At 46.5% G+C, this 14,536-nt stretch carries 16 protein-coding genes and 1 pseudogene; 4 read left to right on the forward strand and 13 right to left on the reverse strand.

What is annotated here, in order from left to right; translation table 11 throughout:
• The coding region (locus H581_RS0130500; RefSeq protein WP_028609021.1) for an IS3 family transposase at positions 1-301 on the forward strand (301 nt) is incomplete at its 5' end.
• A 275-nt stretch (positions 302-576) separates the two neighbouring features.
• Here the strand turns inward: H581_RS0130500 and H581_RS0130505 are convergent.
• The 3 genes from H581_RS0130505 to H581_RS0130515 all read right to left on the reverse strand — a co-directional run bounded on the left by H581_RS0130505 (position 577) and on the right by H581_RS0130515 (position 3,407).
• Positions 577-1,581, reverse strand: a complete 1,005-nt coding sequence (locus tag H581_RS0130505) for a hypothetical protein (RefSeq protein WP_029192563.1) — start codon at positions 1,579-1,581, stop codon at positions 577-579.
• A gap of 75 nt (positions 1,582-1,656) precedes the next feature.
• Positions 1,657-2,457 (reverse strand): ABC transporter permease, encoded by an 801-nt coding sequence (locus H581_RS0130510; RefSeq protein ID WP_051251483.1) that lies wholly within the window; start codon positions 2,455-2,457, stop codon positions 1,657-1,659.
• The gene (locus H581_RS0130515) at positions 2,454-3,407 is read right to left on the reverse strand and encodes an ABC transporter ATP-binding protein (protein WP_029192565.1); all 954 of its coding nucleotides are present in this window, start codon (positions 3,405-3,407) and stop codon (positions 2,454-2,456) included. Before H581_RS0130515 ends, H581_RS0130510 begins: the two co-directional genes overlap by 4 nt.
• Before the next feature lie 300 nt (positions 3,408-3,707).
• On the opposite strand from H581_RS0130515, the gene H581_RS0130520 reads away from it, so the two are divergent.
• On the forward strand, positions 3,708-4,478 hold the full coding sequence (locus tag H581_RS0130520; RefSeq protein ID WP_029192566.1) for an S-layer homology domain-containing protein: 771 nt from the start codon (positions 3,708-3,710) through the stop codon (positions 4,476-4,478).
• A gap of 107 nt (positions 4,479-4,585) precedes the next feature.
• Here H581_RS0130520 and H581_RS0130525 read toward each other — a convergent pair whose 3' ends face one another.
• The 5 genes from H581_RS0130525 to H581_RS0130545 are packed head-to-tail and all read right to left on the reverse strand — an operon-like array spanning position 4,586 to position 8,055.
• On the reverse strand, positions 4,586-5,395 hold the full coding sequence (locus H581_RS0130525; RefSeq protein WP_029192567.1) for a DUF817 domain-containing protein: 810 nt from the start codon (positions 5,393-5,395) through the stop codon (positions 4,586-4,588).
• 34 nt (positions 5,396-5,429) lie between these two features.
• On the reverse strand, positions 5,430-6,374 hold the full coding sequence (locus H581_RS0130530) for an ABC transporter permease (protein ID WP_029192568.1): 945 nt from the start codon (positions 6,372-6,374) through the stop codon (positions 5,430-5,432).
• On the reverse strand, positions 6,367-7,299 hold the full coding sequence (locus tag H581_RS0130535; RefSeq protein ID WP_029192569.1) for an ABC transporter ATP-binding protein: 933 nt from the start codon (positions 7,297-7,299) through the stop codon (positions 6,367-6,369). Before H581_RS0130535 ends, H581_RS0130530 begins: the two co-directional genes overlap by 8 nt.
• 44 nt (positions 7,300-7,343) lie before the next feature.
• Positions 7,344-7,565, reverse strand: a complete 222-nt coding sequence (locus H581_RS0130540; protein ID WP_029192570.1) for a helix-turn-helix domain-containing protein — start codon at positions 7,563-7,565, stop codon at positions 7,344-7,346.
• A gap of 10 nt (positions 7,566-7,575) precedes the next feature.
• Positions 7,576-8,055, reverse strand: a complete 480-nt coding sequence (locus H581_RS0130545) for a DUF2975 domain-containing protein (RefSeq protein ID WP_029192571.1) — start codon at positions 8,053-8,055, stop codon at positions 7,576-7,578.
• Positions 8,056-8,690: 635 nt separating this feature from the next.
• Between H581_RS0130545 and H581_RS35890 the strand changes: the two genes are divergently transcribed.
• Positions 8,691-10,301 carry a cellulase family glycosylhydrolase gene (locus H581_RS35890; protein ID WP_245600208.1) on the forward strand — a complete coding sequence of 537 codons (1,611 nt, stop codon included), beginning with the start codon at positions 8,691-8,693 and terminating at the stop codon, positions 10,299-10,301.
• Between the two features lie 140 nt (positions 10,302-10,441).
• On the opposite strand, the gene H581_RS36780 is transcribed toward H581_RS35890, so the two are convergent.
• Both H581_RS36780 and H581_RS35900 read right to left on the reverse strand, forming a co-directional pair.
• Positions 10,442-10,906: a hypothetical protein gene (locus H581_RS36780; protein ID WP_051251484.1), complete on the reverse strand. Its 465-nt coding sequence runs from the start codon at positions 10,904-10,906 to the stop codon at positions 10,442-10,444.
• A gap of 142 nt (positions 10,907-11,048) precedes the next feature.
• Positions 11,049-11,523 (reverse strand): annotated as a pseudogene (locus tag H581_RS35900) (GNAT family N-acetyltransferase).
• 345 nt (positions 11,524-11,868) lie between these two features.
• Between H581_RS35900 and H581_RS35905 the strand changes: the two are divergent.
• Positions 11,869-12,585, forward strand: coding sequence for a DUF421 domain-containing protein (locus tag H581_RS35905; RefSeq protein ID WP_051251485.1), 717 nt, complete (start codon positions 11,869-11,871; stop codon positions 12,583-12,585).
• An 83-nt stretch (positions 12,586-12,668) separates the two neighbouring features.
• Here the strand turns inward: H581_RS35905 and H581_RS0130570 are convergent, their stop codons facing one another.
• From H581_RS0130570 to H581_RS35910, 3 genes are all read right to left on the reverse strand, one after another.
• Positions 12,669-13,463: an excinuclease ABC subunit UvrA gene (locus H581_RS0130570; RefSeq protein WP_029192572.1), complete on the reverse strand. Its 795-nt coding sequence runs from the start codon at positions 13,461-13,463 to the stop codon at positions 12,669-12,671.
• A 157-nt stretch (positions 13,464-13,620) separates the two neighbouring features.
• On the reverse strand, positions 13,621-13,893 hold the full coding sequence (locus tag H581_RS38175; protein WP_425414671.1) for a helix-turn-helix domain-containing protein: 273 nt from the start codon (positions 13,891-13,893) through the stop codon (positions 13,621-13,623).
• 256 nt (positions 13,894-14,149) lie between these two features.
• Complete coding sequence (locus H581_RS35910) at positions 14,150-14,479, reverse strand: DUF2087 domain-containing protein (RefSeq protein WP_084134873.1); 330 nt, start codon at positions 14,477-14,479, stop codon at positions 14,150-14,152.
• Positions 14,480-14,536: the final 57 nt, after the last annotated feature.

Genomic DNA, 14,536 nt, shown 5'->3' on the forward strand with positions numbered 1-14,536 from the left:
TGATGCAATCCTTCACTCGGACCAAGGGGTGCACTACACCCATCCTGTGTTTCAACAGAAAGTAAAGAATGCGGGGTTCACACAATCCATGTCTCGCAAGGGTAACTGCTGGGATAACGCACCCATGGAGTCCTTCTTTGGTCATATGAAAGATGAGTTAGATTATGAGGACTGCCAAACCATAGAAGAGCTTCGTCAAAGAGTTAACGAATACATCCTAATGTACAACACATCTCGCTATCAATGGGGATTAAAAAAGATGACTCCTGACGAATACAGGAGCCATCTACTTTCAGCTTAGCACTTTTTATTAAGTGTCCACAAACGGGGTTACAGTTCAGGGGGTTACCCTGCGCAGCCGTTTTTTATACGTATATACGTTTAGTGATTTTTTATTCGCCCGGTTCTTGGTGCATCACAAAGTCATGCTCTAACTTCACGCCGTTCATCTTGACGGGAGGCTGCGGGTCAGGTTCATAAGCCCTCAACCGCATTGGTCGAAAATAGGATGTGATGCTCGAAAGTTACTGTACTAAATCCAGTATGGCCATAGAAGAGTATCTTCCGGCGAACCTCTTAGTCAATATTCGCGATATACCACCGGCCGCCTTTATCCTGAAGTAAATAGACGGTATTGCCAGACCTATGAACGATACCGTCCGATAAGTATTCAAACTCGGTTCCCACATCCGCTCTCTCGGTATCTCTTGGATAGGAAATCGGGGCAGCGAGCCTGATAAACCGATATTGTCTATCCTGCTCCAGAAAGAAGTCCAAGTAATCGGCATCCGTCGTCTGCAGCGTATCTCGGAACGCCGCTTTATCTTTGGCCGCTATCGCTTCGAGATTTTGCTTTACCAACCGATAAATTTCTGCTTCCTCTTCATTCTCTCCGTCAGGGAACTCGATCTCCATGCCCGGCTTGAACGCAGCCGGGTCTGCCACATAGCGGAGCGATCTGGCGGAGGCGAGCAGGTCGGGCAGTGCAGTCGTTAGATCCTTCTCGGGATAGCGAAGCCGGATGGCCAATCTGCTGCCGTGGTCGGTCAGCACAAAGTAATCGGTATAGGTGTCGTCGACCTTATGCGTACCGGCATATTCGTTAAACTTGACCAGCGCCGAATTGATGTAGTTGGTCTCGGGCGGAACATCCCCGGCTTCCATAAGCGACAGATCCGCCCGCCGGTCTTCCGTCCCCCACAAGATGCCTTCCTCCAACTTAACCTCCTTCATCGTTTCGAGAATATAGAACCCATAAGGCCGTGACGGGTCTTTCTTGAAAAAGGCCGGCGTATTCCCGCCTTCCAGACTGTCTATCTTGTCGCCCCCGTCATAGTAGGAGACGCTGCCCGAGAACAAGCTCTCCTTGCTTTCCTCTGGTATGGCTGCCGGATCTTCCGTAGGCGCCTCGGCTGCCGCCGACGGCGGCGGTGACGCATCGTTAGTGCCGCCGGTTCCTTCCGGATTTTGGACGGCATCAGGGGATATGCTATCCGGATTCTCTATCTGTCCGCAGCCGATTAAAGCGGCAAGAACCAGTGCGGCCGCACCGGCAGCGAGCCATCTTCGTCCTCTATGCATTTCTCATCACCTCAAGTCCATTGACGAGATAAATGCAAATAATGTTCCTGTAATTGGAAGGATTCATCCGATCTCTCACTTATTAACCCGCCAATTTACCATTTTGTTAATGAGCACAATCGTAACGAGGCTGTAACCGAGCAGCACGACGCAATCCAGCATGACGCCGCGCGACCAGCCGGTCAAGAGCACGTTTCGCATCGCATCCGCGGCATAAGTAGTGGGGAAAATATAGGACAGCCACTGCAGCGGTGCGGGAAGCTGGTCAATCTCCACCATGACAGGCGAGAGAAAGGTGACGACCATCATAAGCGCTTGAACCAGCATGTTGGTTAACTGATGGTTCGGCGACCAGAAGCCGATGTACACCCCGATTCCGACCACACTTGCGAGCGACAGAATAATGACCAGAGGAAGCCCCCACGAATAATGAAACTGAATCCCGTAGATCAGTTGTCCGATCATGCCAAGGATAACAAACGAAGGAATCGTATTGAGCAGACCCCTGAACAGATTGGCGAGCACGAAGTTGATTTTCGAAATCGGCAGTGAGGCGTAGTACGTAAAATGACCTTCATGTTTCTGCCAGGAAATTTCCTGCCCCATTCCGTTCATCCCCATCACGATGACACCGAAGATCAGATTACCCGCGATAATGCGGATCATCATCTCTTCGCTCGGATTTTCTGCGAAAAACTTCATGAACAGAACTGTCGTCAGCGGAAACATCGTGGCCATCAGGATAACCCAGGCCCAGCTGTCTCTAACAATAGCGAATTGGATGCGAAACAGAATAGAGAGTTCCGTCCACAGCCTGCCCGGTCCCTTTAACGGAACCCCAAACGCCGCGTGATTCGTTCCGGTTGAAAGCTTCATACCAGGGCCGCCTCCTTCCGGACCTGCTCGTCGATATGGAAATACACGTCCTCCAGACTCGGCGGTTTCACGGCGTACTCTTCGATCGGCAGCTCCGGGTGGCGAATAATATGATCCAGCATCCGGCTTGCCTCCTGCTTCTCGACAAGAAGAACCAGCCGGTTCTCCCCGTTATCCTGCATGCTCCCCCAGTAGGCCAAAGCCGCCATGACTTCCTCTTTCCGCCCGAACTCGGTACTCAGTTCGAATTTCAAACGCTGGTCGACCTTCTGCTTCAACCTCGAAACCGCATCGATGTCAAGCAGGCGCCCGTGGTTGATGACGGCGACGCGATGAACGACCTGCTCGGCTTCGAGCACATTGTGCGTGACCAGGATGACGGTCGTCCCCTGACGGTTGCGCTCCTTGATCAAATTCCAGACCAGGCGGCGGTTCTTCGGGTCGAGCTCATTGGTGGGCTCATCGAAAATCATCACCGGGGAGTGTCCGATCAGCACCGTGCCGATGCCGACCATTCGCTTCTGTCCGCCTGACAAATGCTTAAGCTGCTTATTGCGTAACTCCGTCATCCCGAACTGCTCGAGCAGCTCCTCCGCTTCCCGATCGGCGGCGGACTTCGTCATGCCTCTCAGCCTCCCAGTAAACGCAAGCGCTTCATAAGTTTTCAGCGCCGACAGAACATGGGGCTCTTGTGAATAGTACGCGACAAGGCTAGCCACTTTTCTCGTCTGCTTGGACACGTCCTCCCCGGCGAACAGAATGCGTCCTTCCGTCGGCTTCAGATGACCGACCATCTGCTTGATCAATGTGGATTTTCCCGCGCCGTTCGGGCCGAGCACACCAAGAATCTCTCCTTCCGGAATATCGAAGGTGATGTCTTCGTTCGCCTTGACCTTGCCTTTCTTGTACAACTTGCTGACATCCCGAACCTCATAAACCATCCGTTCCATGAACAACGCCTCCCGTACGTTTTCATCTTCATTCGAAAACCTCATACCGTTAAGGATATACGGAATCGTCAGTCCGTTGGAGCGTCCGCAGACCAAATCCCTTCACCATCCCGAGCCGTATTTTGCTCTCTGTCTGAAGACCGATTGCTCTCCGGTTCCGGAAAGAGGAATAATTTACACCTGGGTTCTGTAGGTGGATGTGTAGAATGCACGCAACTTTAAACGATTGCAAACGTCTAAGTAATTTAATGCGGAACATTTTCATCACAACTAGAATCGTAGGGGAAGGGGAGTTCCAGAATGCAAAAGCAAACGATGAAAGGCTTTGTCTTAGGTTTTTCAACAGCATTATTGTTCGGATGTGCATCACTTACCGCAGGAGCGGCAAGTGGAGCGTTTAAGGATATTAAAGCGGGAGCTTGGTACGAAAGCGCGGTCCTTTGGGCTCAAGAAAAAGGAATTGTTAACGGTTATCCGGACGGTACATTCAAACCGAATGGCAACGTCACGCGCGCCGAATTATCAGGAGTGGTACAAAACTTAGCCAAAGAAGGCTATATCGATACGGGAATTCCTTTAGAAGCGACCGAAGGTTATGGGAAACCTACAGTTACTTACGAAAAGTTTAAGGCTATCCGTATCGGAGAAACAACGCTTAAAGACCTGGAAAAGCTGTATGGTCAGAAACTGAACTATGATCTTTATGCCGATACATTCGAAATAATTGCAAATCATGCAGCGGATCCAAGTATTTTTGTGCGAGTAAACCTGGATCAAGTGGTAACGAGTAGATTTTTTTTAGGCGATGATGATCTCAAGAGCATCCGATATCCTCAAGTAACGGAACAGAACTATAACAAGTTAGAAAATAATATGAGCTATGAATTTGTTAGTGCCATACTTGGCGGAGAGGGTATTCTTGTCTTTGACAGTTTAAATGAGCAAATTTATAACTGGTACGGTACGGGGGATACTTACGCACATCTGGTTTTTACTAAGGCCGGGAAAGGATTGTCCTTAACGCTTGACGGCGGGAAGGAGGGAAGAAGCATGTTTGATGCTTTATCATAAAGCATCAAACATAGGCTCAATTTCATAAGCAATGCTTGACTGCTAGCCCGACATCCGAGCCGGTTGTACTCGATGAGTAAACCGGCCTTATAGCGGATGCGATTAAATTATCCTTTGATGCTCACGTCTTTTGATGCAAGGGCTTGTCGACCCTTCACCAGCTTTAAAGTCGCTACGATCAAAAAGCTGATAATCACAAGCAGCAGCCATGAGCTCACCTTGCCAAAATGGACGATCCGCCACGATACAGACTGATCCGGGTATTCCCAGGCTCCGAAGAAAGTAGCGACGTTTTCCGCTATCCAGATAAAGAATCCGATCAGAACGAATGAAAGCGCAAGCGGCATCCGATAGCGAAAATGCCCGACCTCAAAGGTAACCCATGTTCGCCAAAATACGAGCAGCACCAAGGCCGACAGCCACCAGCGGATGTCGATCCAATAATGGTGGGTAAAGTAATTCAGGTAGATGGAAGCGGCAAGCGGGGTAACCAGCCAGAGTGGAGGCCAACGAACAAGGTCGACCTTCATGCGCCGCCAGGCCTGACACAGATAGCTGGCCACGCTGGCATACATAAATCCGCTGTAAAGGGGGACTCCGTTGATCTTCGTCCAGCCTTCCTCCGGGTACGACCAGGACCCCATGCGCACCTTAAACAATTCCAGAGCCAAGCCGATCAGGTGGAAGACGGTGATCACCTTCAGCTCATCGCGTGTTTCAAGTCCGGAGCGCAGCATCCATATCTGCATGGTCAGGCAAATGATCAGCAGCCAGTCGTAACGGGGCAGCCAGGGAAGGGGGATGAGCTGTGTCAGAGCCAGCGAGGCAAAGATGACCACGGGAAATACGCAGGACAACGCTTGCTGCCAGCCGAATCGCACCAGCTGCTGCAGCGCATGCCATAAGCTTCTTTGCATAAAATCCTCCCCCTTCCCAAACAATTCCCTGGGGTCACGCAGCAACATCCCTCTTCGTAAATACGAGCCAAGACACTAGATTAAACAAGATAAAGTAAGCGCTCAGCACAACAGCCGAAAATGTGAGGGTCATCCCTTCCTGATAGGGGCGGCCAGTTAGATACTGGGTCAGATCGAGATTGGAGAACAGAATGAATTTACTCCACTCGTAAGCTTGCAAGACCTCCGAGACGATGGTTCCCGCAAACAAAGCAAAAATGGAAAAGCCAATCGCCATCGCACTGCTTCGGAAAGCGGAAGAAATCATAAAGGCCATGGTGACGAACATAATCGTGGAAACCCCGTTGAACAAATACGTTTTCCAGAGGGTGGCGACCATATTCCGCTCTACGATCTCCCCTTCGGTATTGACCATTACCAAAGGCAGGTCTATATTCCCGAAACGATAGATCAGCCCATTAAACAAAATCGACACGATGAATAGAATAAGCAGCAGCAAAATGCCAAACATCAGCATGGAAATATATTTGGATACAAGGATCTTGAGCCTGCTTGCCGGCCGGATGAGCAGCAGCTTGATCGTACCGCCCGAGAATTCGCCAGCCAGGCTGTCCCCCGCTACTATAACCGTAAACAACGTTATGAGAATCGTCAGTCCGGCCGTACCGTTGATCGCATCCCACATCGTGCCTTCTTCCGGGCGAATATCATGTTCCAGATGATAATCAAGAATAGCAACGCGCTGCTCGTTATACGAACGGTTTTCCTCATTCAACTTCGGATCATTCAAAATTTCCGATCGCTGCTGCTTCTCCTCGATCACGACATTCCGCCATTCGTCTCCTTCCGTACGCTTGTCGTTATGGTACCAGTCCATGATGCTAAGGAAAAGAACTATGGCCACCATAAACCCCAGCATAGCCCACGTTCGCGGACGCCGATACAGCTTCATATTCTCATTGAGGATCAAACTACCCATTCTGCCCACCGCCTGTCATCTCTAAGAATCGATCTTCCAATGATTGGCGCTGCGGCTGTGCCTTGTAGATACGGATGTTTAATCGCATCAGATCCGCCAGAATCTCCGGTATGTGCTCCCGCTCCGCCACGAGCTCCAGACCATCCGGAACGGCCTTCGCCTCTCTTACTTTATCCATGTCGCATAAAGCCCCGAGTGCTTGTTCCGCAGGCGAGGCATCGATGATATACGTTTGCACCTGTTCGGTCGCAGAGCTCATGAACTCTTGGATTCCCTTTACATCCACCAGCTTGCCTTGTTGAAGGATAGCGACCCGATCACACATCAACTCCATCTCGGATAATAAATGACTGGAGACAATTACGGTAATCCCCTCCGTGCGGGTCAATAAGCGCAAATAATCCCGAAGCTCTCGAATGCCCGCCGGATCCAACCCATTGGTCGGTTCGTCCAGGATGAGCAGTGACGGACGGTGCAGCAGCGCCTGCGCTACGCCTAATCGCTGACGCATCCCTAAAGAGTACTTCTTCACCTTGTCATGGATCCGTTTATCCAGCTTAACGAGGCTGATCACCTCATCGATTCGTTCCTTGTTCACGCCCGGCACCATCCGCGCATAATGAACAAGGTTGTGATAGCCGCTCAAATACTTATACATTTCCGGGTTTTCTACGATGGCACCGACATGGCGGATCGCTTGCTCGAACCCGCTCTTAATATTTTCTCCCTTTATGATAATCTCACCTTGGGTAATTGACATTAAGCCGACCATCATGCGGATGGTGGTTGTCTTGCCAGCCCCGTTAGGCCCCAAAAATCCGAAGATTTCCCCCTGCGGAACATCGAACGTAAGATTATCTATGATCGTGGAACGGCCGATTCGTTTCGTCACATGACGCAAGCTGACAATAGGTTCATGGCTCATGATAAACCTCGCTTTTCTACACAATGTTAAATTCCCCTGCTTTATTACCCTTGAGTGTCTTCGTCACTTTTGTATTCCAGAATATCTCCAGGCTGACATTCTAAAGCCTTACAAATTGCCTCTAAAGTGGATAATCGAACCGCTTTTGCCTTTCCGTTTTTCAATATGGAAAGATTGGCCATCGTTATTCCAACCCTCTGCGTAAGTTCTGTAACGCTCATTTTTCTTTTAGCCAGCATCACGTCAATATTGATTATAATCGCCATGTTATTCACCTCAGACCGTTAAGTCATTTTCTTCTTTTATATCTATGGCATTTTTTAATAGCTTCTGAAGAACAGCGGCAAAGACAGCAATCACCATGCAACCAAAAATAATGGCCATCCCGATCAGTATAATACCCGGGGCATCGTCTACCTCTGCCATAAGATATATGAGCGGCATAAATGCCACATATAAGGCACCGATGGCGATGGCGCAGTTTTTGATATTCTTTAAAGACTTTACAGATAATTCCGAAAACGACTGGTTCTTGTCAATATAGCTTAAAAGTTTTAAGGTCTGGTACAATGCAACGAAAAATACAATCGCTGTTACATATAACCCGATTAAAAAGGGATATTGCAAAAAATCTAATTTCGGATTTAATTCCGCAAAAAATTCAGCTATTTCAGGCAACGCAAATACACACAAAGCAAGGACAGGAAGCCCCATAAGAACAACAACGAACTTTAAAAAGAGTGTTTCTCGTTTCATAAAAAGCACCTCACTTATTTATTTACAATTAGAATTTAACACAAAATTTATCGTTTTGCAATATATTTTGATTGATATACAATTTATCATTATTGTTTTGTACTTCCCTTCATTTTGCGTAAAAATAAAGAGCATTTCTCATTACAAAGAAATGCTCTTGCCAGCACACTTGAATTTGTTCTCATCCGCCAATGTAACGCGATTGTTCGGATTCGGCAGTACTTCACCGACCAACGTAACACTGCCGTAATGATTGTAATCGAAGAGCGCTTGTCTAAACCGCTCGCCCCATACCGGGCCGCCCTACGCTTTGGAAACGCCGTTTGCGAATTCAACCGGCCTTGCCCCATGGGAATGAAGCGTATAGCCGCTCAGAAAGTCATGTTTCGTCCGATCTTAAATGATAGCCTTTTCATTTTTTTATATGATTTTTGCAACAATTTATGGGGTAATTACTATGCATTTATAATTGTATAATCATTACGCACCGCAGATATTCATACTCCAGTCCCCAGGTAGAAATTCCAAGAGACGGTAGGAAAGAAAGGGGGAATGAATCAAGTCGTTTTCGAATGGAAGCGCTTACGTTTTTATTCATGCACAATGAAGTAAAATAAGAAACGGAGGTTTGTGACATGTTGTCAAAAGTTAAGGCATTCAGGATCTACTTGTTAGCAATGGTAGTGGTATTTACAACCGTCATTTCCGGTTGGAGTCCGTCAGTATCAGCAGCAGAAACAGCTGACTTCACATCATTGAATGCTTCGCAAATTGTTTTTGAAATGGGTGCGGGCTGGAATCTGGGAAACCAGCTTGAAGCCAATTCCAACGGTACACCCAGCGAAACGGCGTGGGGCAATCCTACGGTAACACAGGCTTTCATTCAAAAGGTGAAGGCAGCAGGATTTAAAACCATCCGCATCCCTGTTTCGTATTTGAATTATATAGGGAGCGCACCGAATTATACGATTAATTCCACATGGCTGAACAGAGTAAAAACAGTCGTTGACTATGCCTACAACGAGGGCTTGTATGTAATCATCAACATGCATGGAGACGGTTACAATTCAGTTGCCGGCTCCTGGCTGTTGGTCAATTCAAGCGATCAAACAACGATTAGAACAAAATATCAAAAAGTCTGGCAGCAGATCGCTAATACCTTCGTGAATTATGACGAGCATTTGATCTTTGAATCCATGAACGAAGAATTTGACGGTACTTATGGCACGCCTAACACCACATACTATTCAAATCTTAATGCTTATAATCAAATCTTTGTAGATACCGTAAGACAAACCGGTGGAAACAATAGTGCCAGATGGCTTCTTATTCCCGGCTGGAATACAAACATTGATTATACCGTAGGTAATTATGGCTTTGCGCTTCCCGCAGACAATTATCGATCGTCTACAATTCCGAGTTCTGAAAAGAGAATCATGATATCCGTTCATTATTATTCGCCTTGGGACTTCGCTGGCGAGGAATCCGGCACAATCACCCAATGGGGAGCGACAGCTGCCAACGCTTCAAAAAAATCAACCTGGGGGCAGGAAGATTATTTAGATTCGCAACTCAAGTCCACGTATGATGCATTCGTAACAAAAGGATACCCTGTGATCGTCGGTGAATACGGTTCTATAGATAAAAGAGCTTTTGATTCAACGAATAATACTTATCGCGCGGCATTTGCAAAAGCAGTAAGCGGGGCTGCCAAGAAATATAGTTCTGTACCTGTTTATTGGGATAATGGACACAACGGACAATATGGTTTTGGATTGTTTAACAGGTCTACCCATGCTATAACCGAGCAGGGAATTATTGATGCGATAATGAGTGTTATGGGCACTTATAAAATGAAGAACGCAACGACTGGTTTGTATCTTGACGGCATGGGCCGTACGACAAACGGCTCAAACGCAGGCCAATGGAGCGACAGCGCCAGCAACAACCAGAAATGGGTAATGGAATACTACGGAAGCTATTACAAAATTAAAAATGTTGCTACAGGTTTGTATATTGACGGTATGGGCCGTACCGCAAACGGCTCCATCTGCGGACAGTGGAGCAACAGCACCAGCAGCAACCAGCGGTGGGTATTCGAAGCCTACGGAAGTAATTACAGGATAAAAAATGTCGCTACCGGTCTTTATTTGGATGGCGGCGGCAATTCTACAAATGGCTCCGACTTGAAATTGTGGAGCGGCAATGCCAGTACCAACTTGCAGTGGCAGTTTGATAAGCCCTAATCATAACAAAAACAAATGGTTGGTGACAGAAAGCCAATACAATCGTGTGACCTCCTCTGACTGACCCCAATAAGGAAACAGCGGCAGCCAATGGACCCTAAATAAGGTCCTGGACTGCCGCTGTTTAGACCAATGATTCTTTAAGTTTCACTTGCTTTCCTTCTGATTTTAAGTGAACCTTCGGAGAAACCTATACTTTCTCTAGCTTTCTGAAGCACTCCAGTGAGTAAATTGATTTCGTTATCCCGTTTGGCAATTTGAATTTTCAATTCTTTATTCTCTGCTACCAGGAGTTCAATTAATTGGGAAGCTTGTGTAATTACATCATCTGACGCAATAACAGTCAGATGTTCTTTAACGGCATTGTTTGGCCTTGTTCCTTTAATTTCAACTTTCCGCTCCTTCGCCTTTTCCAGTTGCTCAAGAAAGTTTTTACGAACTTCTTTGTTCCAACGGAATCCACATGCCGCAGGCGTACGCTGCAGGACCTGAGCAGCGGCCTGAAAACCTTCAAGTTGTGTCCCATTATTCTCTATATAGGAGAGTATCGTTTGGGCAAGTATTTGGTCTTGTTGTTCTGTCCATTGGCTTTCTCGATTTGCCATTCATTCACCCCCACCGAACTTTATTAAAAGTTCTTAACAAATACTAACTAATATATACTCTCCCCGCTGCAGGTATATGCGATACTCTATCGGCAATCTAGACTCCACAGCATGGGCAAAGTTCCTTATACGAGCATTAAAATCAGAGTCGCAATACGGTTATTAGCTCGTCTTCGATGATTTCGCCGTTGTCACGGAAGCCAAAGCTTTCATAAAGCCTATTGGCGGCCACGTTATCAGCCTTATAAGAAATCCAGCAGTAATGTGCAGGCCCGGCCGGAAAGGTACGGATAAATTCCAGGATTTTTTTCATGGCTTCCCGACCATAGCCCCTGTTCTGGTATTGCTTGTCAAACATCAGTCGCAGGATGCAATAGCTGTCGTCCGCGATTGTCGGCAGTTCGTACCCGGTGATTCTATAAGTAATCATAACAAAACCGACCGGCTGTTCATCTGCGTAAATGGCAAACGGAAACGGGTGTCCCCCATTGGTTGCAAGGACATAACACGAAGCCACGCTTGAGATTAGACGCAACGAAACGGCGTTGATCTTCTGAAACTTCCAGGTTAAATATGGCGCGACGGTTTTCCAGCGTGATCTTTCTGAGGGTAATCATGCAGGGTTTCTCCTTCCATTGATAAATCTTTTCTTATCGTTTTTTGCGCCGCGGCCGCTTAATTAACATACAATTTATGCAAAAAAAGTAATAGACTTATGTTGAATTTTTTTATAGACTATTATTTATCCATGGCTTATTTAGGGATCATCATTTCCTGGCATTATTGGTTAACCGGCACATCATTGTGCCGGTTTTATTTTTTCGTTCACGTTTTTAAACATGAATGATTAGTGCGCTTTTTAAAAAAATGATTTAAAACCACATAATCCACCGCAATATGTCGGAAAATAATTGAAGTTCGTTCAGTCCGTCATTATCAATCTATAGGTTAAGGTGGTTATTATGCTTCTTTACATTGGCAAGGTCATTCTACTGTATTCGGTTTCGGTCATCGTGATCCGATTGTTAGGCAAAGCGGCGTTCGCCCAATTGACTTCTCACGATTTGACGGCGATCCTTTTTTTAGCGACATTGGGCGTCCATCCGCTGCTGGAAGAGAGTTTCGACCGGATTTTTACCGGAATCGCAGTCGTCACGCTGCTTCACATTCTATTTACCCGCCTTGTCTTGTTCCGTTGGTTGAACCGGTTGTTGATCGGGCAGCCCGCCATCTTAATCAAGCATGGAAAAATCAATAAATCCAAGCTGCTTCGCAGCCGTTTCTCTCTTGTCGAATTGCTGGCTACTCTTCGTGCGGGCGGGTACCCCGACATTAAAGATGTAGAGTATGCCATTCTTGAGCCTAACGGCCAAATCAGTATCGTTCCGATGAAGGATGTCGTTGCCGTCACGCCAAGGCATTTGAACCTGAAGATGGAATATCAGGGGCTGCCGATTGCCGTCGTCGTCGAAGGAAAAGTGCAGCGGAAAAATGTCGCCTTGATCGGAAAAGACGAGACTTGGCTGCGGCAGGAGCTCAAAGCGGCAGGGCATCCAGACATCCGCGATGTGTTCTACGCGGCGATCCGGGATTCCGACCATTCGCTTACTATCGATACGGGGGAAGGGGAAATGTTTTATCGCGGCCGCCAGTCAACTTCTGAGGCAGAGAGATCATGACCAATAGCTGCGGGGGCTTATCAAAACCAATGGGATGTCCTCAAATCGTAGGATATTACCGCACTTACTTAGCATTTTGGGCACTATTCTCCTTCGTGAATCATCAGAGATTTAAGACCAATTTTATTTAAGTAGACCAACCGTAATTCAATTTCATCCTTCACCTGGCTATAAACCTCCAACTCATGCACGTCGAGTGAATGGGGTAAACCTCGAATGAACAGCAGCAATTCCTGTATCGGCAATCTTAGTGTATCTACAATCGATCGACCTTGTATCGTTGCAGCTAATAATTCAGGTGCCATCTTGCTTCCGTTACATGCGGCGCACCGGACGTGCTTGGAGAAGAAACGGATCGCCCTAAGGTTCCCCTTGCTCTTCGTTCCCGCATCGCGCATATATCGTAGATCGGTAACGCATCCGCGGTAGAAACTGGTTGCTTGTTTCTTTTTGTATACATAAGAAACAGGTTCCTGTTCGTAACCGTAAAGCAAAATATCCATAAATCGCCTATCCTGCTCGGCAAGCGGCTTTTCATAATCAATCCCGATCATCTTGGCCAATGCTTTGATTTTGAACACCGGCGCACAAATCGTACCCGCCCAAAGAAGCACGGCCCCATGTTTAAGGGATAGTTCGGATGCGATCATTCGGGCGGGATCAATATCAATCACGGTTTCGGTTCCATTACATGAAGTACAAGTCCCGTATGAACTTTTCGCGGAAAAACCCTGAAAAGTCCTTGAGCTGCTGTCTCTACATTTCCCAATCATTGCATAAAGCAATCTAAGATATTCCGACACGGCTGTTATTGTACCGACTAGGCTGCCTGCTCTTTTTTCGTTAAACTTTTCTTGGGGGAGTAATAGATTTTCCAAAATAATAACCCCTTCCGTTCTGTTATCCAAATCCTGCTCTATTTATGAGTTTCCTTAAAGATCCTCAAGCATAACATCAAGCTTATGCATATTAGCTGCCAGCCTATTCATCTCTTAGTCACGATGCGCCCAGCCGGTTTCGTCGGTTTCGAATTCTTCAATCTCTACTAATTTCGTAGCCTCTTGTTGTATCTCGATATGCCGCGTTTTCATCCCGATCATGGCGGTATAGGAATTCTCGTTTTAAAGCAGGTAGTTGTATCGCACAGTGGTTATACGACAACCCGCTGCCTGTTGCTGCATATGTATCTTTCCATATCGAAAGAAAGTGATTGACCACAAAGCGGCAGCAACCAAACAGCTGATGAATGAGTGTTCTCTGTTCTTGATTTGGATAGATGCGATATTTGTAAGCTTTATGTTGCAGCATGCGACGCGCTCTCCTTTCTCGAGCAAAGCATACCTGCATTATAGCACATATGTTCGTCTTTTGACATAAAACCAGCGATTCATCTCCCACCTTAGAGGAAGGAGTATTCTCGCCAAGAATGGTAAAGAACATCTAAATTCAAAAGATTCGAACACGTTTGCTTAAGATCTTCAAGTATGAATTCAGAATCCGCAACCTGAGTAATATTATTTCCTCCTCATCCTTATTGTTTCCAAGTTGACGTTGATCAAATTTCCTAATTGAGAGTTTTCCAATCCCGCCAATCTCCAGATTCATTCACTTCGTATATGTCGTTATCTCGGTTTACAAATTTGTGTATAAAAAGTTCCCTACGTATCGTAGCGTAGTCTTCGTTCAGTGGCTTAATGAATTCATTTATTTCTTTTTCTGTGTACTTTTTTTGGGCATTAAGCTGGTTTGCAAGATGCTCGAGTACGATTAACCTTTTTTTCAATTGTGACGGAAGATGCTTTATGCTGCCTTGCTCGGTGAAAAAATGTCGAAGCACAGATTTCTTCAGCTTTTCGTTTTTGGAAAGGGTATTTGTAGCTTGTTCCGACATCATGTCCCTCCATCTAATTAGATATTAATCTAATTAGATGATAATTAAATTTTTAACTAA

Source organism: Paenibacillus harenae DSM 16969 (genome assembly GCF_000422465.1).
GTDB lineage: Bacteria > Bacillota > Bacilli > Paenibacillales > Paenibacillaceae > Pristimantibacillus > Pristimantibacillus harenae.